This window comes from Pacificimonas flava, from assembly GCF_000342165.1.
Taxonomy (GTDB): Bacteria; Pseudomonadota; Alphaproteobacteria; order Sphingomonadales; family Sphingomonadaceae; genus Pacificimonas; species Pacificimonas flava.
The window spans coordinates 31,092-53,644 of sequence record NZ_AMRV01000005.1 but is presented as its reverse complement, the minus strand read 5'-3'; the positions used below and the strand labels follow the sequence as shown (position 1 = coordinate 53,644).

At 66.0% G+C, this 22,553-nt stretch carries 19 protein-coding genes; 5 read left to right on the top strand and 14 right to left on the bottom strand.

Going from position 1 to position 22,553, the window contains the following annotated elements; all coding sequences use genetic code 11:
* Nucleotide 1 precedes the first annotated feature (1 nt).
* Both C725_RS08705 and C725_RS08700 read right to left on the bottom strand, forming a co-directional pair.
* Entirely contained in the window at nt 2-772 is a 771-nt protein-coding gene (locus C725_RS08705; protein ID WP_008602010.1) for an acyl-CoA thioesterase, read from the bottom strand.
* On the bottom strand, nt 769-1,569 hold the full coding sequence (locus C725_RS08700; RefSeq protein ID WP_008602009.1) for an SDR family NAD(P)-dependent oxidoreductase: 801 nt from the start codon (nt 1,567-1,569) through the stop codon (nt 769-771). Before C725_RS08700 ends, C725_RS08705 begins: the two co-directional genes overlap by 4 nt.
* A 135-nt stretch (nt 1,570-1,704) precedes the next feature.
* Between C725_RS08700 and C725_RS08695 the strand changes: the two genes are divergently transcribed.
* Nucleotides 1,705-2,451 (top strand): 3'(2'),5'-bisphosphate nucleotidase CysQ, encoded by a 747-nt coding sequence (locus C725_RS08695; protein ID WP_008602008.1) that lies wholly within the window; start codon nt 1,705-1,707, stop codon nt 2,449-2,451.
* Here C725_RS08695 and C725_RS08690 read toward each other — a convergent pair.
* From C725_RS08690 to C725_RS08665, 5 genes are all read right to left on the bottom strand, one after another.
* Nucleotides 2,448-2,972: an LptA/OstA family protein gene (locus C725_RS08690; RefSeq protein WP_008602007.1), complete on the bottom strand. Its 525-nt coding sequence runs from the start codon at nt 2,970-2,972 to the stop codon at nt 2,448-2,450. The genes C725_RS08695 and C725_RS08690 overlap by 4 nt on opposite strands.
* A complete protein-coding gene (locus C725_RS08685; RefSeq protein WP_008602006.1) occupies nt 2,969-3,595 on the bottom strand; it encodes a hypothetical protein in 627 nt (208 codons plus the stop codon). The genes C725_RS08690 and C725_RS08685 overlap by 4 nt, the downstream gene beginning before the upstream one ends.
* Nucleotides 3,596-3,611: 16 nt before the next feature.
* Nucleotides 3,612-4,229 (bottom strand): ribonuclease D, encoded by a 618-nt coding sequence (locus C725_RS08680; protein ID WP_008602004.1) that lies wholly within the window; start codon nt 4,227-4,229, stop codon nt 3,612-3,614.
* A gap of 7 nt (nt 4,230-4,236) precedes the next feature.
* On the bottom strand, nt 4,237-5,046 hold the full coding sequence (locus C725_RS16835; RefSeq protein ID WP_008602002.1) for a cold-shock protein: 810 nt from the start codon (nt 5,044-5,046) through the stop codon (nt 4,237-4,239).
* A 262-nt stretch (nt 5,047-5,308) separates the two neighbouring features.
* The gene (locus C725_RS08665) at nt 5,309-6,619 is read right to left on the bottom strand and encodes an MFS transporter (protein WP_008602000.1); all 1,311 of its coding nucleotides are present in this window, start codon (nt 6,617-6,619) and stop codon (nt 5,309-5,311) included.
* Between the two features lie 163 nt (nt 6,620-6,782).
* Between C725_RS08665 and C725_RS08655 the strand changes: the two genes are divergently transcribed.
* Nucleotides 6,783-8,639, top strand: coding sequence for a DUF885 domain-containing protein (locus tag C725_RS08655; protein WP_008601997.1), 1,857 nt, complete (start codon nt 6,783-6,785; stop codon nt 8,637-8,639).
* Between the two features lie 997 nt (nt 8,640-9,636).
* Here C725_RS08655 and odhB read toward each other — a convergent pair.
* The 5 genes from odhB to mdh form a co-directional block, all read right to left on the bottom strand.
* Nucleotides 9,637-10,938, bottom strand: coding sequence for a 2-oxoglutarate dehydrogenase complex dihydrolipoyllysine-residue succinyltransferase (gene odhB / locus C725_RS08650; protein WP_008601996.1), 1,302 nt, complete (start codon nt 10,936-10,938; stop codon nt 9,637-9,639).
* A 64-nt stretch (nt 10,939-11,002) separates the two neighbouring features.
* Nucleotides 11,003-13,912, bottom strand: a complete 2,910-nt coding sequence (locus C725_RS08645) for a 2-oxoglutarate dehydrogenase E1 component (RefSeq protein ID WP_008601989.1) — start codon at nt 13,910-13,912, stop codon at nt 11,003-11,005.
* Nucleotides 13,913-14,095: 183 nt separating this feature from the next.
* Nucleotides 14,096-14,971 (bottom strand): succinate--CoA ligase subunit alpha, encoded by an 876-nt coding sequence (gene sucD, locus C725_RS08640; protein WP_008601987.1) that lies wholly within the window; start codon nt 14,969-14,971, stop codon nt 14,096-14,098.
* A 104-nt stretch (nt 14,972-15,075) separates the two neighbouring features.
* A complete protein-coding gene (gene sucC / locus C725_RS08635) occupies nt 15,076-16,272 on the bottom strand; it encodes an ADP-forming succinate--CoA ligase subunit beta (RefSeq protein WP_008601984.1) in 1,197 nt (398 codons plus the stop codon).
* A gap of 93 nt (nt 16,273-16,365) precedes the next feature.
* On the bottom strand, nt 16,366-17,328 hold the full coding sequence (gene mdh, locus C725_RS08630) for a malate dehydrogenase (RefSeq protein WP_008601982.1): 963 nt from the start codon (nt 17,326-17,328) through the stop codon (nt 16,366-16,368).
* Between the two features lie 182 nt (nt 17,329-17,510).
* On the opposite strand from mdh, the gene C725_RS08625 reads away from it, so the two are divergent.
* Nucleotides 17,511-18,839, top strand: a complete 1,329-nt coding sequence (locus C725_RS08625; RefSeq protein WP_038282632.1) for a GntP family permease — start codon at nt 17,511-17,513, stop codon at nt 18,837-18,839.
* Between the two features lie 76 nt (nt 18,840-18,915).
* Complete coding sequence (locus C725_RS08620; protein ID WP_008601978.1) at nt 18,916-19,215, top strand: hypothetical protein; 300 nt, start codon at nt 18,916-18,918, stop codon at nt 19,213-19,215.
* A 250-nt stretch (nt 19,216-19,465) separates the two neighbouring features.
* Here C725_RS08620 and zapE read toward each other — a convergent pair whose 3' ends face one another.
* The gene (gene zapE, locus C725_RS08615; protein ID WP_008601977.1) at nt 19,466-20,584 is read right to left on the bottom strand and encodes a cell division protein ZapE; all 1,119 of its coding nucleotides are present in this window, start codon (nt 20,582-20,584) and stop codon (nt 19,466-19,468) included.
* On the bottom strand, nt 20,581-21,024 hold the full coding sequence (locus tag C725_RS08610; RefSeq protein WP_008601975.1) for a PaaI family thioesterase: 444 nt from the start codon (nt 21,022-21,024) through the stop codon (nt 20,581-20,583). The genes zapE and C725_RS08610 overlap by 4 nt, the downstream gene beginning before the upstream one ends.
* Nucleotides 21,025-21,222: 198 nt before the next feature.
* On the opposite strand from C725_RS08610, the gene C725_RS08605 reads away from it, so the two are divergent.
* Nucleotides 21,223-22,542: a serine hydrolase domain-containing protein gene (locus C725_RS08605; protein WP_008601972.1), complete on the top strand. Its 1,320-nt coding sequence runs from the start codon at nt 21,223-21,225 to the stop codon at nt 22,540-22,542.
* Nucleotides 22,543-22,553: the final 11 nt, after the last annotated feature.

Sequence of the window (22,553 nt, the reverse complement as noted above, 5' to 3'; positions counted from 1 at the left end):
CCTAACCGAACAGCGCTATGGATTGCATGCCGCGCGCGATCAGGGAACCACCGGCGTTCCATACGCTCATGTCCTGGCTCGACGCGCCATCCTTCGCATGGTCCGAACGCGCGCTGAGCAGCCACCAGCCGTCGCGGGTTTCCGGCGGCCGCAGCACGTTGAAGATCCAGGTCAGCGAACTGATCGGCGCGCGCGTCGTCATCACCGCCATCGCCGCGGGCGGCAGGCCGTCGCCCATCAGCACCAGTTCGGTCATGGGGTCGAGGCCGTGCCGATCCTTCAGCCGGAACCAGCGGCGAATATCGGCGCCGCCCCGCCCGGCAGTAAAATCGATGGGCTCCCCCTCGAAATTCTGCGCAAAGCTGGGACCGGTGCCAGCGGGTATCTCCTTCGCCTCGAACGGGGGAACGAGGTCGGGCAGGTCACCATCGGTAAAGGACACCTGGCTTTCCATCGGCCGCATGAAAACGAACATGGCGGAGAGGCCGATGCCGCCTTCCCCCGTTACCGAAGCGGCCACGAAGGCGGCGTTGCGGCCCTGCCGCTCCAGTTTCGCCGTGACGCTGACGCGGCCCGACAGCGGACCGATGAAACTGATCTGGGCGGAGCGCAGCGGCGGCAGGTCCTCCCCCGCCCGCTTGGCCGCCTCATAGGCCAGCGCGGCGCTGATACCGCCATAGGCCGTGCGGCCCTGCTGCCAGCTTTCCGGGATGACGACGTCGAAGCCATCCGCCCGGTCCTCCCGGGATGTCAGGATCGCCGGCAGGCTCATACGGCGACCTGCCCGTAGACCTGACGCGTGACGGGGTGGGATGACGACAGGCCGCCATCGACGGCAATGGATTGGCCGTTGAGGTAGGACGCATCCTCAGACGCCAGGAACAGCGCGACGCGCGCGACCTCCTCCGGCGCGCCGTACCGCTGCAGCGGGTTCAGGCGGCCGACGCGGTCCAGCTTCCCCTTTTCGCGTGCATAGTCGAAGACGGGCTTCGTCATGCCGGTTTCGATGATGCCGGGGCAAACAGCGTTCACGCGCACGCCGGCACCGGTCAGTTGCTGCGCGGCGGTCTTGACCAGGCTCATGACGCCGGCCTTCGACGCGGAATAATGCGCCGAGCCCGCGCCCGAATTGATACCGGCGACGGAGGCGGTGCAGACGATGGCGCCGCCACCCGAATCCTGGATGAGGGGCGCACCGTGCTTGATCGCCATCGCCGGTCCGATCAGGTTCACGCGCAGCGTTTCGGCCCACAGATCGGCGCTTCCCTCCAGCACCGAATCGCGGCCGCCGCCGACGCCGGCATTGGCGAAGATGATGTGAAGGTCGCCATGCGCCGCCTTCGCGGCCGCCACCATCGCCTGCGTCTCGGCCTCAACCCCGACATCCACCTTTCGGCCGGTGGCCGTGCCGCCCGCAGCCTTGATCTCCTCCGCCGCCTCCAGAACGCTCTCCGACCAGTCGGCGAGGAAAACCTTGCCGCCTTCCTCTGCGAACAGCCGCGCGGCCGCGCGGCCGATGCCGGAGGCGGCGCCGGTGACGATGATGGACTTACCCTCGAAACGGGCCATAAGCGGGCCTCTCCCCTGTTCGATCCTGCCCGCTGATGGGTAGGGAGCGCGGCAGCAGCCGTCCACCCCCGCGAAAAGCAGAGTAGGCCGGGTTTTCGCTGGTTTTCCGGGCGCTCGCGCGGAATGATGCCAGGCATGGACGATGCCGAGCTTGCCGCTGCGATCGCCGAAGAGGCCGGATGCCTGCTGACGGCGCTGGCGGATGCAGGTCGGCTGACCGGCAAGGCCCTTGGCGATGAGGGCGACAGGCGGGCGAACGACCTGATCATGGCGCGGCTGGCAGCCGACCGCCCCCATGACGCAATCCTGTCGGAGGAGAGCGCCGACGGGCCCGCCCGCCTGTCTGCCCGGCGGGTGTGGATCGTGGACCCGCTGGATGGAACACGGGAGTACGCCGCCGCCCGCGACGACTGGGCGGTCCATGTGGGACTGGCCGTGGACGGTGTGCCGAGCGCCGGTGCCGTGGCGGTACCGCGGCGCGGCCTCGTTCTCAGCAGCGCCGCGCCGCCGCCGCTGCCGCCCGAGGGCGAGCCCTTGCGGATCATCACCAGCCGCACGCGTCCGGCGCCGATCGCCGCCTATGCCGCGGAGCAGCTCGGCGCGCGGCTGATCCGAATGGGTTCGGCGGGCGCGAAGGTCGCGGCCGTGATGCTGGGAGAGGCAGATGCCTATCTGCACAGCGGCGAGCAGAGCGAATGGGACAATCTGGCGCCCGTGACTGCCGCGCTGGCGGCGGGGCTGCACTGTTCCCGCCTCGACGGGACGCCGCTGCGCTACAACCGCGCGAACGTCATCGTGCCCGATTTGCTGGTTTGCCATCCGGGCAGGGCGGCGGCGCTCGTCTCTCTGGCCGCAGCTTTCGAAGTGCGCGGAAACCCTTAGTCGGTCTGCGCGGGAGTGAAGCGGCCGGTCACGCGTCCGTTCGCGCCGGCGGCGATAGAGGACTGACCCGAATTCAGGTCGATCACCAGCCGCTCGCCCGACAGGGTGTCGCCCCCCCGGTCCAGCCGAACATTGCCCAGGAGCGTGATCAGGCTGCGCGGCACGTCGTAAATGGCGCGCGACGCGCTGGCACTTTCCGCCGGCGTCGTCACCGTCACCGACCCGTCCGCCACGAGTTGGCTGACCGACAGGCCATCGGCATCGGAATAAAGGACGCGGACCGTGTTCGCGGTCAGGTCGAGCGTTGCCTGCTCCACCTCCACATTGCCGCTGAACAGCGCCTCCTTCTGCTGCTCGCGCACCTCTATACGGTCGGCGGCGAAGTCGATCGGTGCCTGCTTGTCATAGTTGCGCAGCGATCCGCCGACGATCTGCGCGCGGCCCGGCCCGGTCACGAGCGCCGCCGCCAGAGCGAGAAGCGCGGAAAGCACGAGGCCGGTCATAATGCGGGACAGCGTCACGGATTGATCCTCATCTTCGTGTTCCCGTCCAGGGTCACGACACGCGAGCCGAGGTCCACCTTCAGCTCGTCACCTTCGAAACGGCCGAGCGGATGCACGCCCTCGACGCGCCCCCTTCCGACCATGCTGCGCGCCGGAATATCGACAAGCATGTCCCCCGTCACCAGCCGATATCCATCCGTTCGCGTCACCTGCACGGGACCGTCGACGAACAGCGTCTCCGCCTCCAGGTCGTATACGCCCTGATCGCCGGCGACACGTGCCAACCCCTCCTCCATCTGCAACCGGGCGCTGAGGCCGCTGAGGACCAGCCGCGGGTCGGCACTGGTCTGCTGAACGCCGCTTCTGGCGCGAATCAGGAACGGCCGGCCCAGATCGTCCTTGCCGCGGTAGACGGCCTCATCGAGGCGCATGCGGTCGCCCGCCATGTCGACCTCGTCCTTGGAAAGGATGAAGCTGAATTCCTGATCCTGCGTCATCGGCCAGACCAGGCCGATCGCCAGCAGCACCGCCGCGGCAGCCGGCAGGGCAACGCGCATGGCGGCGGCGAAGCGGTCCCAACGGGAATGGGGAAGCGCCCAGTCCCGCCGGCTTTTCCGAAGGTCCTCCGCTGCCGCGCTCATGGCCGTCCCGCCCCCTTCAGCTATGGGCGAAGATGTCGACCTGGTCCCAGCCCAGGAGGTCGAGTTCGGCGCGAACCGGTAGGAAATCGAAGCAGGACTGCGCCAGTTGGGTCCGCCCCTCGCGGGCCAGACGCTCGTCCAGCACCTGCTTGATCTCGTGCAGATAGCGAACGTCGGACGCCGCATATTCGACCTGCGCGTCGGTCAGCCGCGGCGCGCCCCAGTCACTGGATTGCTGCTGCTTGGAGATATCCTGACCGATCGTTTCGCGCGCAAGGTCGCGCAATCCGTGCCGATCCGTATAGGTGCGAACGAGCTTCGAAGCGACTTTCGTGCAGTAGACGGGCGCCATGGTGACACCCAGCCACTTGCGGACCGCGGCGATGTCGAACCGGGCGAAATGAAGGATCTTCAAACGATTGGGGTCCGCCAGCAGCGCCTTCAGCACCGGCGCCTCGTAACACCCCTTGTCGAGGCGGACGAGATGCTCGTCCTCGCCCCCGCTCGACAATTGCACGACGCACAGCCGGTCGCGGTGCGGGTCGAGTCCCATCGCCTCGCAATCGACGGCGATGGGACCCGTATGACCTAGCGCGCCCTCCGGCAGATCCCCTTCATGAACATAGGCCGTCAAGGTCGGGTCAGATCAGCTCGATCTTGTCGGCGGACACGCGTCCACGCCGATCGCGGGCCAGCTCGAAGGACACGCGCTGCCCCTCGGTCAGGCTCTGCATGCCCGAGCGTTCCAGCGCGCTGATGTGCACGAAGGCATCGGGCTGCCCATCGTCGCGACTGAGGAAGCCGAAACCCTTCATGGCATTGAAGAATTTGACCGCACCATCCAGCCGTTCGCCGGGCGTGAAGTCGACATCCTGGTCGCGGCTGCCGCCGCCGCCTTGATCCTGACGCGGTGCGCGTGCCGGTGCTGCCGGAGCCTCGCCGTCGATCTCCAGGTCCGATGCGGACAGGCGTCCACCGCGGTCCATCAGGTTGAAACGCACGGCCTGCCCCTCTGCCAGGGTGGTGTGGCCGGCGCGCTCGACGGCGCTGATGTGAACGAAGACGTCCTCACCCTCGTCGCGCGCGATGAAGCCGAAGCCCTTCGTCGGGTTGAACCATTTTACCGTGCCGCTGGCGTTGCCAAGCGACATGCCGGCATCGCGGCCACCGCCGCCGCCGCCACCGCGAAAGCCGCCGCCGCCGCCGCGTCCGCCGCGATCGTCGCCATAGCCACCGCCATAACCGCCGCCGCCACCGAAGCCGCCGCGGTCCTGGCCGTAACCGCCACCGCCGCCGCCATAGCCGCCGCCACGATCATTTCCGAAATTGCCGCCGCCGAAGCCGCCGCGGTCATAGCTCTGGCCGCCATAAGGCTCTTCCGCGCCAAAAAAATCGTCGCCGCCACGACCCTTGTCCCGGCCGCGTCCGCGCCGGCGTCCGTCAGAACTCATTCGATCCCTCGTCCACTCTACCGTCTCGATTCGCAGCCGACCTGGCGCGTCCGGCCGCTCTGACCCCCACTCGAATCGGTAAAGCCGAAATGCGAAGGCAGCACATCTAATATTCGTTCCCGCGCGCCGCGGGCGTCCCTTAATCCGCCGAAAAGCATTTTCGGCAATCTTTATCATAGCGCGCCCGCGTCCGGACCGATAGGGCCTTTCTAAGGGGAACCGCGGATCGGGGTGCTGGTCAACTGGCCGGCCGCTCACCACGCTACGCAGCGCGGCTGGCGGCATGGCGCAGGCGGTCGCTTTTCAGAAAGACCATGAACAGCGCCGCCGGCAGCAAGGTGACGGGAATGACGCAGAACCACACGGTTTCCAGCCAGAACAGCGACTCGGGCGTGTTTTGCGCGCCCGGCTCCGCATTGAAGCCGGCCAGATCGAGAAGCGGCAACAAGACCCCGACCGGCACGGCGTAGCCGAGTTTCTGCGCCGTCGTCAGAACCGCGTTCAAGAGGCCGATGCGGTCGTTCGCCCCCTTCTCCTTCGCAGCGTCGTTGAAATCGGCGAGAATCGAACGCAGGAGAAATGTGGGGGCGGCAAAGCTGATACCGGCCAACGCCATCAGGACGATGCCGAGGCCGACATTGTCGCCGGACAGGAACGGGAAGGCCGCGACATGGAGCGTCATGTGGTAGAGGCAGGCCGCGCCTGTCGTGCGCGCCTTGCCGATGCGCCTCGCGAGGGCGAGCCACAGCGGCAGCGCGGCCAGCCCACTGACGAAGAAGACCAGCAGCATGAGCGAGGAACCCGTGTCGGTGAACCCGCGCGATTGTTCCAGGAAGAAGCGCAGCAGCGCGCCAAGCGAACCGGCGCCGAGGCTGAACAGGATGTCGACGATCAGCAGCGTCCGCAATTCGCCCTGACCGAAGAACAGCTTCAATTCCTGCCAGCCGATCTTCGGATGATCGACGCGGTTGTTGCTGCGCGGAACGAAGATGACGGCGCACAGGATCGCCACCGGCAGCGATACGAGAATGAAGATGCCCATGGCCTGCACCGCGCCGGGCGCATCCTCCCCCAGCACGCCGTCGAGAATCGCCGGCAGCAGCAGGACGAGGACGAGGCCGACCAGATGACCGCCCTGCCAAAAGCTGAAGACCCGGCTGCGCTCGTGATAGTCGCTGGAAATCGTCGCGCCCCACGATGTGTGGGGTACGTTGATGCAGGACTGGCCGGCGTATAGCGCGAGCAGCGTCAGGAACAGAAAGGCTGTACCGACACCCTCCGGCGGAAAGAAGACGAGGGCCGTGGCGACGAAGGCGGCAAGACCGCCCCCGATCAGCCATGGCTTGAACCGGCCGAGGCGCGTGCGCGTATTGTCGGCCCAGTGTCCGACGAGCGGGTCGAACGGCACGTCGAGCGCGCGCACCAGGAAGAAGACAAGGCCGACCGCCGCGAGGTTGAGACCGAGTTCGCCCGCGTAATAGGGCGGCAGGAACGCGACGAGGGGCAGGCCCATGGCCGCGATCGGGATACCGGGTCCGGCATAGGCCAAAAGGCGGGCGGCAGGTTGACGCATGGCCCTCAGGGTTAGAGGCGGCCGGCCCCAACGGCACCTGTGACTTGCGCGAGGCAGGTCGCTGGCCTAGCCACAAGCGCATCGGGGGCGGCGGCACGGCCGGGGGCAATTCGGGACGTGCCGGCCGTTGCGGCAGCTCGCCCCCCATGATCCGGGAGCTTTCATGAATATCAGTCACGGTCTGTCCATCCTGGCGCTTGCCGCCGCCCTGTCTGCATGCGCAGGAGCGCCGGGCGAAACCGCCGCCCCGCCGCCGCCCGCGCAGGCCGGGGATGGTGCCGCCGTTGCAAGCGGCAGCCAGGACGCGGCCCATGCGGCGCTGTGGGCCCTGTTCCGGACGTCGGACGAGGACCAGCTGAAGCGGAACCCGCTATCGGCGCTCGCGCGCGGCGACATGCGCTACGCCGACCGCCTCGGCAATTATCTGACCGACGCGTATTACGCGGCTGAGAAGGCCGCAGCGCAGTCAGAGGTGGCGGCCCTGCAGGCCATCGACCGCAGTGCGCTGAACGAAACCGACCGCCTGGCCTACGATGTCTTCGAATATGAGAAGACGCAGGCGATCGAGGGGCTGACGGACGAGCTTATCGCGCTGCAAGTGGTGCGGCCGCTGAACCATTTCTACGGCTTCCACACCTCCTATCCGGTGCTGGCGAGCGGTGAGGGCGCGGCGCCGTTCAAGACGGTCGAGGATTACGAGAACAATCTGAAACGGCATGCGCAGTTCGTGGAACTGATGGACAGGGCCGTCCAGCGCTTTCGCGAAGGGATGGCGAGCGGCGTCGTCGAGACCAGGCTGACGATCAACAACGTCATTGGGCAGCTGGACACGCAGCTGGCGCAGGACCCGAAGGATTCGCCCTACTACGCGCCGGCGCTGAACTTTCCGGACAGCTTTTCGGAGGCGGACAAGGCGCGGCTGGCAGCGGAATATGAGCGCGTCATCCGGGGCGACATTTTCCCCGCCTATCGCCGGCTGCGCGATTTCCTGGCGGACGAATATGTCGCGCAGGCGCGCGATCAGGTCGGCCTGTCGGCCATGAAGGGCGGCGAAACGCTGTACAAGCGGCTGATCGAGGAAACGACGACGCTGCCCCTGGAGCCCGACTATATTCACGAGCTCGGCCTGAGCGAGGTCGCGCGGATCCGGGGGCAGATGGAGGCGATCAAGACCGAGGTCGGTTTCGAGGGGACGCTGGCGGACTTCTTCGAGTTCCTGCGCACCGACCCGCAGTTCAAGCCGAAGAGCGTCGAGAGCTTCACGCAGGGCTTCTACGACATCGGCGCGAAGGTGGACGCGAGAATCGGCGAGCAGTTTTCGACCATCCCCAAAAGCCCGCTGGAAATTCGCCGCGTCGAACCCTTCCGAGAGGCGGGAGAAGCCGCCGGATCCTATAATAGCGGTACGCCGGACGGCAGCCGGCCGGGCGTCTTCTATTTCAACGCCTACGACCTCGATAACCGGCAGACCTATGGCATGGAGACGCTGTACCTGCACGAGGGGTCGCCCGGGCACCATTTCCAGATCAGCCTGGCGCAGGAGAACGAGGCGCTGCCGAGCTTCATGCGCTTTGGCGGCAACACCGCCTTCGTGGAGGGCTGGGCGCTTTACGCCGAAACGCTGGGGCCGGAACTGGGCCTGTTCACCGACCCCTATCAACGCTTCGGGCATCTGAACGACGAGATGCTGCGCGCCATGCGGCTGGTCGTCGACACCGGCCTGCATTCCAAGGGCTGGACCCGCGATCAGGCGATCAAATACATGCTCGACAATTCGGGCATGCCGGAGGTCGACGCGATTTCGGAGGTCGAGCGCTACATCGCCATCCCCAGCCAGGCCGTGTCCTACAAGATCGGCGCGCTGAAGATTCAGGAACTGAAGAAGAAGGCGATGGACGCGCTCGGAGATCGCTTCGATCCGCGGGAGTTCCACGCGCAGGTGCTGATGACCGGCGCGCTGCCCCTGCCCATTCTGGAGCGCAAGATCGACGATTGGATCGCGCAAAGAACGGGCGGGTAGAGCCGCGGGCGGTGGCGCGAATGCCGCTGGTGCTCGTCGCGATAGCGAGCGGGGGCTTGGTTCACGCTTCACATGGGCAACCCCTCGACCCCGTCATCCCAGCGAAGGCTGGGATCCACCTCTTGGTTTCGCAGCCGCCGCCCGACGTTTCGAATGGGCGAGGCCATGCCGGGTATTCTGCACGGCTGCGCCTTAGATAAAGCTTAGGAGGTGGATCCCAGCCTTCGCTGGGATGACGGTCGTTAGGTGTGCGGTGGTAAGAGGGCGGTCAGCCCTTCTCGCAGGGGGCGAGTTGAGCGGCTAGCCCTCCCCACGGTTGCGGGATCCGGTTCGTTCGGGTGTCGGTTCACTCGTGACATTCGGCGCGCGTCACCCGTGCCGCTCCCTCTAAAATCGTCATCCCAGCGAAGGCTGGGATCCACCTCCCGGTTTCGCAGCCGCTGCCGGCGCTTCGAATGGGGTTAGGCCATGCCGGGTGTCTGAACGGCTGCGTCTTAGATCAAGCTCAGGGGGTGGATCCCGGCGTTCGCCGGGATGACGGTCGTTGGTTGTGAGGTGGTGAGAGAACGACCAGCTTTCCTCGTGGTGGGCGGAGGTAGGACGTCCAGCCCTCCCTGCAGCAGGCGACGGTTGGCCGTCCCGCCTCTCCTCACGACTGCGCTGGGTGCGTTTTGTTCGGATTTCGGTTCGCTCGTGACACTCGCCGCGCTTCATCAAAGCCATCCCCTCGACCGTCATCCCAGCGAAGGCTGGGATCTACCTCCCGGTGTCGCAGCCGCTGCCGGCGTTTCGAATGGGGTTAGGCCATGCGGGTGTTCTGAACGGCTGCGTCTTAGATCAGGCTTCGGAGGTGGATCCCGGCCTTCGCCGGGATGATGGTTTGGGGAGGGAGAGAAACTTGACAGGGCGCAGGCGGCAGGTCGGCAGGCGACGGGTCGGCGCGTCAAAGGTAAGGTGCGCCGACCCTTGTTTTTCCCTTTTCGGGCGGTGTTCCGCCCTACAGGTCGAGGACCAGACGTGTCGGATCCTCGATGGCTTCCTTGACGCGGACGAGGAAGGTCACGGCCTCGCGGCCATCGACGATGCGGTGGTCGTAGCTGAGCGCCAGATACATCATCGGACGGATGACGATCTCGCCATCGACCACCACCGGGCGCTCCTCAATGCGGTGCATGCCCAGAACGCCGGACTGCGGCGGGTTGAGGATGGGCGTCGAAAGCAGCGAACCGAACACGCCGCCGTTCGAGATGGTGAACGTACCGCCCTGCAGCTCCTCCAGCTTCAATTCGCCGTCGCGCGCGCGGCGGCCGAAATCGCCAATGGCCTTTTCGGTGTCGGCGAAGCTGAGCTTGTCGGCATCCTTGAGGATCGGAACCACCAGACCGCCCGGCGAGGAGACCGCAATGCCGATATCGGCATAGTCGCGGTAGACGATCTCGTCGCCCTCGATGGAGGCGTTCACGGCCGGCACATCCTTCAGCGCCAGCGCGCAGGCCTTGGTGAAGAAGGACATGAATCCCAGGCGCACGCCATGCTTCTTCTCGAACATGTCCTTGTACTGATCGCGTGCCTTCATCACCGCCGACATGTCGACGTCGTTGAAGGTGGTCAGCATGGCGGCCGTGTTCTGCGCCTCCTTCAGGCGCTTGGCGATCGTCTGGCGCAGGCGCGTCATGCGCTTGCGCTCCTCGTTGCGACCCGCGCCGGCCGCCGCCTTTGTGAGCGGTCTCGAGTCCACCGCGCCCGCCGGGGCCGTATCCTCGATCTTCGTCTTCGTTTCGCCGGCGCCGCCCGCGCTCTTCTTCGCGGCGCCGCCGGAAACCGCGCGCTTCACGTCTTCCTTGAGCAGGCGTCCGCCCTTGCCGGTGCCCTTGATGGAGGACGGGTCGAGATCATGCTCGGCGAGCAGCTTCTTCACGGCCGGGGACAGGGCATCGCTGGCGGAATCGTCGCCGCCTGCCGCCTCATCCGCGCTGTCTTCGGCCTCTGCGGATCCGTCCTCGTCCTCGGCAGCCTCTGCCTTGTCGGCCTTCGGAGCGGCCGTCTTCGCCGCGCCTTCGCCGCCCGCCTCGATCCGCGCCAGAACCGCGCCGACTTCGACATCGTCGCCCTCCTGCGCAAGGATCTCGCCGAGGACGCCTGCGGTGGGTGCCGGCACCTCGACCGCAACCTTGTCGGTTTCGAGGCTGGCGATGATCTCATCCGCCTCCACGCTGTCGCCGGGCTGCTTCAGCCATTCGCCGACCGTGGCTTCGGTGATCGATTCGCCAAGGGTGGGTACGACGACATCGGTGGGCATTTTCGGGGTTCGTCCTTCTGATCGTGAAAATTGGGCTGATCGAGACTTCGTATGGGAAGGAGGATCAGGCGGTCAGCGCGTCCTCGACAAGCTGTTTCTGCTGGGCGGCGTGGCGAGAGGCAAGACCCGTGGCCGGCGCCGCGGACGCTTCCCGGCCGGCATAGACCGGACGGGCAGGCCCCTGTTTCGCATCGGCCAGCGCCTTCTCGATGAACGGCTGGACGAAGAACCAGGAGCCGTTGTTCTTCGGCTCCTCCTGCGCCCAGACCACCGTTTCCAGGTTCGACATGCGCGCCAGACGCAGCGCCAGCGGATCGGTCGGAAAGGGGTAGAGCTGCTCGATGCGGACGATGGAGGTGTCGTCCAGACCAAGCTCGTCGCGCTTGTCCGCCAGGTCGTAATAGACCTTGCCGGAACAGAGGATGAGACGCTTCACCTTCTCGTCGTCGATCTCGGTCCGATCCGACAGGATACGGCGGAAATGACTGTCGCCGCTCAGGTCTTCGAGACCGGACACCGCCGCCTTGTGCCGCAGCAGCGACTTCGGCGTCATGATCACGAGCGGCTTGCGGAAATCGCGGTGCATCTGGCGGCGCAGAATGTGGAAGTAATTCGCCGGCGTCGTGCAGTTGGCGACCTGCATATTGTCGTGCGCACACAGCTGCAGGAAGCGTTCGAGACGCGCGGAACTGTGCTCCGGCCCCTGCCCCTCATAGCCGTGCGGCAGCAGCAGGACGAGACCGTTGGCCCGGTTCCATTTCGCCTCGCCGGACGCGATGAACTGGTCGATCATGATCTGCGCGCCATTGGCGAAATCGCCGAACTGCGCCTCCCACATGACGAGCGATTTCGGATCGGTCAGCGCATAGCCATATTCGAAACCGAGGACGGCATATTCGGACAGCGGGCTGTCATAGACCTTGAAGCTTTCATCGATGCGCTTCAGCGGCAGATACTTGTCGGAGGAGTTCTGATCGACCCAGACGGCGTGGCGCTGGCTGAACGTGCCGCGCCCCGAATCCTGGCCCGACAGGCGTACGCCGAAGCCCTCCTGCAGCAGCGAACCGAAGGCCAGCGATTCGGCCGTGGCCCAGTCGATCCCCTCGCCCGTTTCCACCGCCTTCACACGCGCATCCATGACGCGCTTCAAGGTGCGGTGCATGGCGAACCCCTCCGGCACGTCGGAGATGGCTTTCATGATGCCCTGCAACGTGTCGGAAGAGACGCCGGTTTCCGCCGCGCGCCGGTCACCTTCGCCGCCGCCGGGCATGCCGAGGCCGGCCCAGCGCCCCTCGAACCAGTCCATCTTGTTCGGCTTGTAGCTCGGCGCCGCCTCGAAATCTCTTTCGAGCATCGCCTTGAATTCGTCGGCGCGGCCGGAGGCCCAGTCCGCATCGACGACGCCCTCGTCCACCAGGCGCTGCGTGTACATCTTGGCGACCGACGCCTTCTTCTTGATCGCCTTGTACATCAGCGGCTGGGTGAAGCTGGGCTCGTCCCCCTCATTGTGGCCGAAGCGGCGATAGCACCACATGTCGATGACGACGTCGCGGTTGAAGCGCTCGCGGTATTCCACGGCCACCTTCGTCGCAAAGGTCACCGCCTCCGGATCGTCGCCGTTCACATGAAAGATCGGCGCCTGCACGATCTTCGCCATGTCGGACGGGTAGGGGCTGGAGCGCGCGAATTGCGGGCTGGTGGTGAAGCCGATCTGGTTGTTGATGACGAAATGAATGCAGCCGCCGGTCGAATAACCATCGACCCCCATCAAGCCGAAGCATTCCGCCACGACGCCCTGCATCGCGAAGGCGGCGTCGCCATGAAGAAGAAGCGGCATGACCTGATCGCGGCTCTCGTCTCCGCGAAGCTGCTGCGCAGCCCGCGCCTTGCCGAGGACGACAGGGTCCACCGCCTCCAGATGGGAGGGGTTCGGCGTCAGCGACAAATGCACCTCATTGCCGTCGAAGTCGCGGTCGGTGGAGGTGCCGAGATGATATTTCACGTCGCCGGAGCCGCCGACATCCTCCGGATTGGAACTGCCGCCGGCGAACTCGTGGAAGATCGCCTGGAACGGCTTCTGCATGACGTTGGCAAGGACGTTCAGCCGGCCGCGATGCGACATGCCGATGACGATTTCCTTCACGCCGCCGGCGCCGCCATATTTGATGATGCTTTCCAGCGCCGGGACCATGGCCTCGCCGCCGTCCAGGCCGAAACGCTTGGTGCCGACATATTTGCGGCCCAGGAAGCCCTCGAACTCCTCCGCCTCGATCAGCTTGTTGAGGATCGCGCGCTTGCCAATGTCGGTGAAGTGAATCTCGTTCTCGCGGCCTTCCACACGCTCCTGGATGAAGCGGCGCTCCTCATCGTCGTTGATGTGCATGTACTCGACGCCGACATGGCCGCAATAATTGCGCCGCAGAATGGCGACGAGATCGGCGACCGTCGTCGCCTCCAGCCCCATGACACCGCCCAGATGCACGACGCGCTGCTGATCGGCGCCGGTGAAGCCGTGATATTCCGGCGTCAACTCTTCCGGAATCTCGCGCTTCGACAGGCCGAGAGGGTCCAATTCGGCCGCCAGGTGCCCGCGCACGCGGTAGGTACGGACGAGCATCATCGCGCGCAGCGAATCCTCCGCCGCGCGGCGAATGTCCTCGGCGGAAACCTGCCGGCGGTCGTCGCTCTTGGGGGCAGGCGCGATCGCGCCGGTCAGTTTCGGAGACACCGGCTGCTCGACCGACATCTGCGTCGGATCGAGCGCGGCGGTCAGATCATCCGTGGTCGCGACCGGCCAGCCGCTGCGCTGCCAGGAGGGGCCGTTCGAATCGGCAACGCGCTCCAGACCCTCGAAATAGCGGCGCCAGCTTATGTCGACACTATCCGGATCGTCCGCATATTTGCGGTAGAGCGCTTCGATGAAGCCTGCGCCCACATTCTCGAGTGCGTCCGGAAACTCGCCTTCAAAGCCCATGCGGCTACTCTCTCCTGCCCGCGCCCATCACGGCGCGCACGAATATTTCAGCCGGGGCGCCCCTCCCCAACGCGATCGGCCTGTCACGGGTCCACTTAGCGTGTCGGCGGCCGGCTTCAACCTTCAGCGGCTCAGGCCGCCCGCGCGCCGATGCGCGGACGGACCCGAATGGCCGCGGGTCGATCAGCCCTTCAGCACCTCGACCAGGGTGGTGCCGAGTTCGCTGGGGGAATCGACCACCGTGATGCCGGCATCCTGCATCGCCTTGATCTTGCTTTCGGCGCCGCCCTTTCCGCCCGACACGATCGCGCCGGCGTGGCCCATGGTGCGACCCTTGGGCGCAGTGCGGCCCGCGATGAAGCCGACCATCGGCTTCTTCTTGGGATAGCTCTTCAGGAACTCGGCGGCTTCTTCCTCGGCGCTGCCGCCGATCTCGCCGATCATGATGATCGATTCGGTCTCGTCGTCTTCCAGGAACATTTCCAGGACGTCGATGAAGTTGGTGCCGTTGACGGGATCGCCGCCGATGCCGACGGCCGTCGTCTGACCGAGACCCGCGGCTGAGGTCTGCGCCACCGCCTCATAGGTCAGCGTGCCGGAACGCGACAGGACGCCGACCGACCCGTCCTTGAAGATATTGCCCGGCATGATGCCGATCTTGCATTCGTTCGGCGTCAGCACGCCGGGGCAGTTCGGGCCGATCAGGCGCGATTTCGAGCCGCACAGCGCGCGCTTCACCTTGACCATGTCGAGGACGGGGATGCCCTCTGTGATGCAGATGATCAGCGGCACCTCGGCCTCGATCGCCTCCATGATGGAATCGGCGGCGAAGGGGGGCGGCACGTAGACGACGGACGCGTCGGCCTTCGTTTCCTTCATCGCCTCGCTCATCGTGTCGAAGACGGGCAGGCCCAGATGCTCCTGGCCGCCCTTTCCGGGGACGACGCCGCCGACCATCTTCGTGCCGTAGGCAAGCGCCGCCTCGGTGTGAAAGGTGGCGGTATTGCCGGTCAGGCCCTGACACAGGACCTTCGTGTTCTTGTCGATAAGGATGCTCACTTGGCTCTCCTGAAGCTGGCCCCCGGGCCGGTCTTCTGCCGGGCGGGGGCGTCATTCCGTTCTGCGGGTCGGGATGCGTGCCGGCGGGACCGGCACGCCGGTCCTCAGCCCTTCTTCACCTCCGCGACGATCTTTTTGGCGGCATCGCCAAGATTGTCGGCGGACACGATCGGCAGGCCGCTGTCGGCCAGGATCTTCTTGCCCTCCTCGACATTCGTGCCCTCCAGGCGCACGACCAGCGGCACGGACAGGTTCACCTCCTTCGCCGCCGCGACGATGCCGTCCGCGATGATGTCGCAGCGCATGATGCCACCGAAGATGTTGACGAGGATACCCTCCACCGCGTCATCCGACAGGATGATCTTGAAGGCGGCCGTCACCTTCTCCTTGCTGGCACCGCCGCCCACGTCGAGGAAGTTGGCGGGCTCCGCACCGTTCAGCTTGATGATGTCCATCGTCGCCATGGCGAGGCCGGCGCCGTTCACCATGCAGCCGATATTGCCGTCGAGCTTCACATAGGCCAGGTCGTACTTGCCGGCCTCCAGCTCGGCGGGCGCTTCCTCGCTCTCGTCGTGCAGTTCCTTGATGTCCGGGTGACGATAGAGCGCGTTGCCGTCGAAGCCCATCTTCGCATCCAGCACCAGCAGATCACCGGAGCCCGTTTCGACGAGCGGATTTACCTCCAGCATGGCGGCGTCCGTCGCAAGGAACGCCTCGTAAAGCGTCTTGCCCAGCTTCGCGGCCTTCTTGGCCGTGTCGCCCGTCAGCTTCAGCGCGGCGGCAACGGCGCGGCCGTGATGCGGCTGATAGCCGGTGGCCGGATCGACGGTAATCGTCAGAATCTTTTCCGGCGTCTCGGCGGCCACGTCCTCGATGTCCATGCCGCCCTCTGTGGAGACGACGAAGGCCGGCATGCCGCTGGCGCGGTCGACCAGCAGCGACAGGTAATATTCCTTGGCGATGTCGGCGCCGTCCTCGATGTAGAGGCGGTTCACTTCCTTGCCCTCGGGCCCCGTCTGGTGCGTGACGAGAACGCGGCCGAGCATTTCCTCGGCATTCGCCTTCACCTCGTCGACGGACTTGACGACGCGCACGCCGCCGGCCGCATCCGCGCCCAGCCCCTCGAACTTGCCCTTGCCGCGACCGCCCGCGTGGATCTGGGATTTCACGACATAGACCGGTCCCGGCAGCTTCTTCGCCGCCTCGACCGCCTCGTCCGCCGTAAAGGCCGGGAAGCCCTTGGAAATGGGCGCCCCATGCTTGGCGAGCAGCTGCTTCGCCTGATATTCGTGGATATTCATCTGTCAGTCCGTCTCCGCTTTCAATTCCGCCGCATCATGTGACCGCCACCCCGGGAAAAAACCGGGACGGCTGAAATAGGGTCAGCGCAGCCCTCAGGCCAGCGAGCTGTCGAGGCCCTTGCAGGCTTCCATCAGCTCCTTCACGGCATCGACCGACACCTGGAAGTTCTTCTGCGCCTCGCCGCCGAGTTCGATCTCGACAACCTTCTCGACGCCCTCCTCGCCAATGATGACGGGGACGCCAACATACATGCCGTCGCAGCCATATTCGCCGGTCAGCCAGGCCGCGCACGGCAGCAGGCGGCGCTTGTCCTTCAGGTAGCTGTCGGCCATCGCGATGGCGCTGGAGGCGGGCGCGTAATAGGCGCTTCCATTGCCCAGCAGCTGCACGATCTCGCCGCCGCCCTTGCGCGTGCGGTCGACGATCGCGTCGATCTTGCCCTGGCTCGTCCAGCCCATCTTGATGAGGTCGGGGATGGGGATGCCCGCGACGGTCGAATATTCGACCACCGGCACCATCGTGTCGCCATGGCCGCCCAGAACGAAGGTGGTCACGTCCTCGACCGAAACATCGAATTCCTCGGCCAGGAAATGCTTGAAGCGCGCGCTGTCCAGCACGCCCGCCATGCCCACGACCTTGTTCGTCGGCAGGCCGGAGAATTTCTGCAGCGCCCACACCATGGCATCGAGCGGGTTGGTGATGCAGATGACGAAGGCGTCCGGCGCGTGGGCCTTGATGCCCTCACCCACTGCCTTCATGACCTTCAGGTTGATTTCGAGGAGGTCGTCGCGGCTCATGCCCGGCTTGCGCGGCACACCCGCGGTGACGATGCAGACGTCGGCGCCGGCGATGTCGGCATAATCCTGCGTGCCCTTCAGGACGGCGTCATAACCCTCGACTGCGCCGGCCTGGCTGAGGTCGAGCGCCTTGCCCTTCGGCATGCCCTCGGCAATGTCGAAAAGCACCGCATCGCCCAGTTCCTTGAGACCGACCAGATGGGCGAGCGTGCCGCCGATCATGCCCGAACCGATAAGTGCAATCTTGCTGCGTGCCATTCCGTCAGAATCCCTTGCGATTGGAAGTTTGGGATGGGCGATAGCGAGCGCCGCGCCATCGGGCAACCGGCACCGGCACAGGAGCGCCCGGCAAAATCGTGAGGGTGCGCGTTCCCGGGGCGCCGGTCTTTCGTTTCGGCGCAGGCTTCGGCATGAGAGCGATCCGAAGAAAGGGGCAGGATATGCTAAGCTGGATCGGGCTCGTGGGGGGCCTTGCGCTGCTCATCTGGCTGACCGTCAGGGGTGTGAACATTCTGATCGCCGGGCCGGTGGCGGCGCTGGTGGTGGCGGTGACGGCCGGGCTGCCGCTGTTGCCACCATTTGCGGAGGCCGCTGGCACCGGGACGCAGGCGGGCGCGGATTTCGCGACGAGTTACATGGCGGGCTTCACCAGCTTCTTCGCCGACTGGTTCCTGATGTTCCTGCTGGGTGCGATCTTTGGCGAGGTCATGGCCGCATCGGGCGCGGCGGCATCGGTCGCGCGCTGGATCACCGCGAAGTTGGGCAGCAAGTACGCGCTGCTCGCCACCGTCCTGGCGGCCGCCGTCCTGACCTATGGCGGCGTCAGCGTCTTCATCGTCGCCTTTTCGGTCTATTCCCTCTCCGTCAGCCTGTTTCGGGAGGCGAACCTGCCGCGCCGGTTCATTCCGGGGGCGCTCGCCTTCGGCTCCGTCACCTTCACTATGACGTCGGCCGGCAGTCCGGAAATCCAGAACCTGATCCCCATGCAATATCTCGGCACCACCGCCTATGCCGGGTGGCAGGTGTCGCTGGTCGTCGCGGCGTTGATGGCGAGCCTGGGCTATGCTTGGCTGTCGCGCATGGTGCGCGCGGCGGTGGCGAAGGGCGAGGGGTTCGAGGCGCGCGGCAGCGACGATGCGCCGGAGGAAGGCCGGCATCTGCCCCCGCCCCTTCTGTCGCTGCTGCCGCTGGTTGCGGTCCTGGGCGTGTTCCTGACGACCCAGAGCCTTGGCAAATGGGCGCTGCTCGCTGCGCTCTCGAGCGGCATCGTCGTCGCCGCTGCGGTCGGCTGGCAAAGCCTGCGCGCGCTGCCGGGCGCCTTCTCCACCGGGGCCACGGGCGCGACCATCGCCATCGCGAACACCTGCGCCGTCGTCGGCTTCGGCTCCATCGCGCAGTTGACGCCGGCCTTTGCACAGGCGCTGGGCGCGGTGCAGAGCCTGCCCGGCAGTCCGCTGATCGGCGCGGCGGTGGCCGTCACGACGATCGCGGCGCTGACCGGATCTGCGTCCGGCGGGCAGACCATCGCCCTGCCGCTGATCGCGCCCTTCTATCTGGGGCAGGGGGCGGACCCCGCCGCGCTGCACCGCACGGTCGCCATCGCGTCAGGCGCGCTCGATAGCCTGCCGCACAATGGCTATGTCGTGACGACAATCCGGGTCGTCTGCGGCGAGACCCACGCCCGCGCCTACGGCGCGGTGGGCGCAACGACGGTGGTGGTGCCGACCATCGGATTGGTCGTGGCGCTGATCCTGTTCAGCATCTTCTGACCGCAGGCCCGTCCCGGGCGTAACAAACCGGGAACGGGTGGACGGCCTTGCCCGTTCAATGGGTAAGGAAAGGAGCATGTTCACCATGCGCAAGATCATGATTTCGCTGGCGGCCTTCGCGGCTGCGGGTATTGCCGTGCCAGCCGCGGCGCAGCCGGCGGACGATACCACGGCCGCCAGTGCCGAGGACGCCTACAAGGTCGGCGAGACCCTGCCAGAGGGGCGTTACGCCTTCCTCGACCCGCGCAGCTATTTCGAGCTGCCGGAGCGCGGCGACACTCTTTACGCGTACAAGGATGGCTGGGCCTATCTGCTGGATCCGGACACGCGGATCATTCGGGATGTCGTCAGCCTGATTCAGGTGCCGCGCTACTGACGCACCTGCGGCGGTATCACGTTTATGGGGAGTATCACGTGACGCGATCGCCAGTCTCCATCGTCACCCCTGCGGAGGCAGGGGTCTACTGCCTGGGCAGCGGTCGGATGATGCAAGGAGTCGGCGGGTGTGTGGATTCCTGCCTTCGCAGGAATGACGAGAATCGAAATTTATTCTTTCTGCCTTTGGCGTGCTGACAAGTGTGCAAGGTTACTCTTCCCGCCCTTGCACGAATCACGTGCTTGTCGGCTTACTCGCCGAGCCCATGGCCGAGGGCCATGTAGTCCTTTGACTGCATTTCCATCAGGCGGCTGATCGTGCGTTTGAATTCGAAGCTGCCGTCACCGGACGGATAGAGGTCGTCCGGCGGCGCATCGGCGGCGATCAGCAGCTTCACCTTGTAATTGTAGAGGGCGTCGATCAGCTGCACGAACCGCGCCGCCTCGTTCCGATTTTCAGGTCCGAGTATGGGCACGCCGACAAGAATCACCGTGTGAAAGGTCTGCGCGACGGCGATATAGTCCGCGCTGCCCCGCGCCTCTCCGCACAGGCGCTTGAAGGAAAAGACGGCGACGCCCTTCAGCGCCTTCGGCACATGCAGCGTGCGGCCGCCCCCGACATCCAGATCGCACCCGCCGACCGCGTTCCTGTCCTCCGGCGGATAGTCGGTCAGGCGAAAGAACGCGTCCGACAGGGCCTGGGTCGCGGCCTCTCCGTTGGGCGAATAATAGGTCTGCACGCCGGCCATGCGTTCCAGCCGGTAATCGGTCGGACCGTTCAGGGAAAGGATGTCGAGCTTCTGGTTCAGAAGGTCGATGAAGGGCAGGAAAAGCTGCCGGTTGAGGCCGTCCTTGTAGAGATCCTCCGGCGGGCGGTTCGACGTCGCGACGACGGTGACGCCCGCCGCGAACAGCGCGGTGAACAGGCGTGACAGGATCATGGCGTCGACGACGTTCGTCACCTGCATCTCGTCGAAGCAGAGGAGCCGCGCCTCGCCCGCGACCTTCTCGATGACGGCGGGCATGGCGTCCGCCCCCTCCGCCCGCGCGGTCTTCATCGCGGCATGCACGTCCAGCATGAAGGCGGCGAAGTGGACGCGGCGTTTGCGCGCCAGATCCGCCTGCGCATAAAACAGATCCATCAGCATGGATTTGCCGCGCCCGACCTCGCCCCACATATAAAGGCCGCGTGGGGGCTGCACCGCATCGCCGCCGCCGAACAGGCGTTTCATCAGGCCGGGCGTCTCGCGCTTCGCCTCCACCTCCGCCTCCAGCGTATCGAGCCGTACCGCCGCCGCGCGCTGATCGGCATCGGGTCGCAGTTCGCCGGCCGCGATCAGCGCGTCATAGGCCGCCAGTGTCCCCGTCATTTGCGGCGCGGGAATTTTCGCAGCACGCCGGAGAAGGTGCAGATGATGCGGTCCTGCTGCATCAGCTCGCCCCGAACGAAGATCGTCTTCTGCGTCTCGTGCACGATTTCGCCCGTGCCGTCGAGCGGCACCCCCACCTCTCCGGCGCCGACAAATTCCGTGTTGCAGGTGAGGGTGACGGCGACATGATCCGTCAGCGACGGCCGCGCGACGCCGAACATCACCTGATCGATAAACGCCATCAGATACCCGCCGTGCAGATAATCCTGCCCGTTGGAATGGCGGCGCTCCGTCGGCGCGCGGCACAGGACGCGGCCGTCCGCCTCCGTACGCAGCCACATGGGACCGATCAGGTCGGAGAAGCGCTGCTGGTCCTGGGCGTGCCAGCGCGTCCAGCCGGCAAAGGGACCCTCGGTCTCGATATGGGGTTCGGGAGGCATGGGCCGGGGAGTTAGCCGCAGCGCGCCCCCTGTCAACAAGTGCGAGTTGCTAGGTACGCGGCTCGGTCCTAGCGTGACGACACAAAGAGCGGCTTGGGGGAAAAAGATCGTCGAATGGGCCGGATGCAGAAGTCCGGCCGCAACGCCAGAAGCCGTCCGCCTTTGCCCACGCCTTATCATCGGAAAGGTTCGTGCCTCATGAAATTCGGGTCTTCACTTCGTTACCGCCTTGCCGCCGCCATCTTCGCGCTCGCGCTGACCGCCCCGGGCGCGGCCCAGCAGGCTGCCCCGCAGACACAGGGCGCGCATACCGGCCACGGGGCGCATGCCGGCCACGGCGCGGCGGCGCTGACCAACCTGCAGGGCCTCGCCGATCGTTACGTGGCAGAGGGCAAGACCGCGAACATGGTGATCGGCGTCGCGATGCCCAGCGGCGAGACGGCCTGGGTGAAGGCCGGCACGCTGGCGATGAGGGGGACGACCCCGGCGGACGAGCAGAGCCTCTACCGCATCTATTCGATGACGAAGCCCATCGTCGGGCTGGCGACCGCGCTGCTGATCGGCGACGGCAAGCTGACCCTCGATACGCCGCTTTCGGACATCTATCCCGAATTTTCAGACATGCAGGTGCTGGTCGATCCGGAAACGCCGGGCGAAACGCGGCCGGCAACCCGGCCCATCACCATCCGCAACCTCATCACCCATACGGCGGGTCTCGGCTATTCGATCGTGCCGAGCGGCGTCGCGGAACTGTACCGTACGCAGGGCATCGTGCCGGGCATGCGCCGGCCGAACCCGATGATGCCGTCGGGCGAGCAGCCGGCGTCGCTGGACGATTTCGTCAGCCTGGTGGCGAAACAGCCGCTGATCACCGACCCGGGCACGGAATGGCGCTATTCCATCGGCCTCGACGTGATGGGCGCCGTCATCCAGAAGGTTTCGGGCATGCCGCTGGAGGATTTCCTTCAGCAGCGCATCTTCACGCCGCTCGGCATGGACGACACCGGCTTCGTCGTGCCGCAGGAGGATCTTGGCCGGCTGACGACGAACTATTTCCTGATGGACGGGTCGCTGATCCCCATCGATAACCCGAACAACAGCGAATATTCCGCACCCGCCCCTTTTCCCTCGGGCGGCGGCGGCCTTGCCTCTACCGGTGAGGATTATCTTCGTTTCATGACCGCGCTCGCGAATGGCGGCATGCTGGAGGGGCGGCAGGTCCTACCGGCCGAGGCTATCGCGCTCGTCACCTCCAACCTGCTGCCCGAGGGCGTGACCTATGAAAGCGGCGGCTACGGCGCGGGCGGACGGGTCGTGACGAGGGCGGACACCGGGCCGATGGGCAGCTATGGCTGGGGCGGGGCGGCCGGAACCCTCGCCACCGCGCTGCCGGCGCAGGGGACCGCCGCCGTTCTGATGACGCAGTACATGCCGCAGGATGCCTATCCGCTGCCGAAGGATCTCGCCGCCGCGCTGATGGCGGACATGATGGCGATGGGTGCGGCGAACGACAATTAGACGCGATTGAA

Bases quoted from the DNA above. Each gene is read 5' to 3' on its own strand.
- C725_RS08705 (WP_008602010.1), bottom strand. From the start codon at position 772: ATGAGCCTGCCGGCGATCCTGACATCCCGGGAGGACCGGGCGGATGGC.
- C725_RS08700 (WP_008602009.1), bottom strand. From the start codon at position 1,569: ATGGCCCGTTTCGAGGGTAAGTCCATCATCGTCACCGGCGCCGCCTCC.
- C725_RS08695 (WP_008602008.1), top strand. From the start codon at position 1,705: ATGGACGATGCCGAGCTTGCCGCTGCGATCGCCGAAGAGGCCGGATGC.
- C725_RS08685 (WP_008602006.1), bottom strand. From the start codon at position 3,595: ATGAGCGCGGCAGCGGAGGACCTTCGGAAAAGCCGGCGGGACTGGGCG.
- C725_RS16835 (WP_008602002.1), bottom strand. From the start codon at position 5,046: ATGAGTTCTGACGGACGCCGGCGCGGACGCGGCCGGGACAAGGGTCGT.
- C725_RS08665 (WP_008602000.1), bottom strand. From the start codon at position 6,619: ATGCGTCAACCTGCCGCCCGCCTTTTGGCCTATGCCGGACCCGGTATC.
- C725_RS08655 (WP_008601997.1), top strand. From the start codon at position 6,783: ATGAATATCAGTCACGGTCTGTCCATCCTGGCGCTTGCCGCCGCCCTG.
- odhB (WP_008601996.1), bottom strand. From the start codon at position 10,938: ATGCCCACCGATGTCGTCGTACCCACCCTTGGCGAATCGATCACCGAA.
- C725_RS08645 (WP_008601989.1), bottom strand. From the start codon at position 13,912: ATGGGCTTTGAAGGCGAGTTTCCGGACGCACTCGAGAATGTGGGCGCA.
- sucC (WP_008601984.1), bottom strand. From the start codon at position 16,272: ATGAATATCCACGAATATCAGGCGAAGCAGCTGCTCGCCAAGCATGGG.
- mdh (WP_008601982.1), bottom strand. From the start codon at position 17,328: ATGGCACGCAGCAAGATTGCACTTATCGGTTCGGGCATGATCGGCGGC.
- C725_RS08625 (WP_038282632.1), top strand. From the start codon at position 17,511: ATGCTAAGCTGGATCGGGCTCGTGGGGGGCCTTGCGCTGCTCATCTGG.
- C725_RS08620 (WP_008601978.1), top strand. From the start codon at position 18,916: ATGTTCACCATGCGCAAGATCATGATTTCGCTGGCGGCCTTCGCGGCT.
- zapE (WP_008601977.1), bottom strand. From the start codon at position 20,584: ATGACGGGGACACTGGCGGCCTATGACGCGCTGATCGCGGCCGGCGAA.
- C725_RS08610 (WP_008601975.1), bottom strand. From the start codon at position 21,024: ATGCCTCCCGAACCCCATATCGAGACCGAGGGTCCCTTTGCCGGCTGG.
- C725_RS08605 (WP_008601972.1), top strand. From the start codon at position 21,223: ATGAAATTCGGGTCTTCACTTCGTTACCGCCTTGCCGCCGCCATCTTC.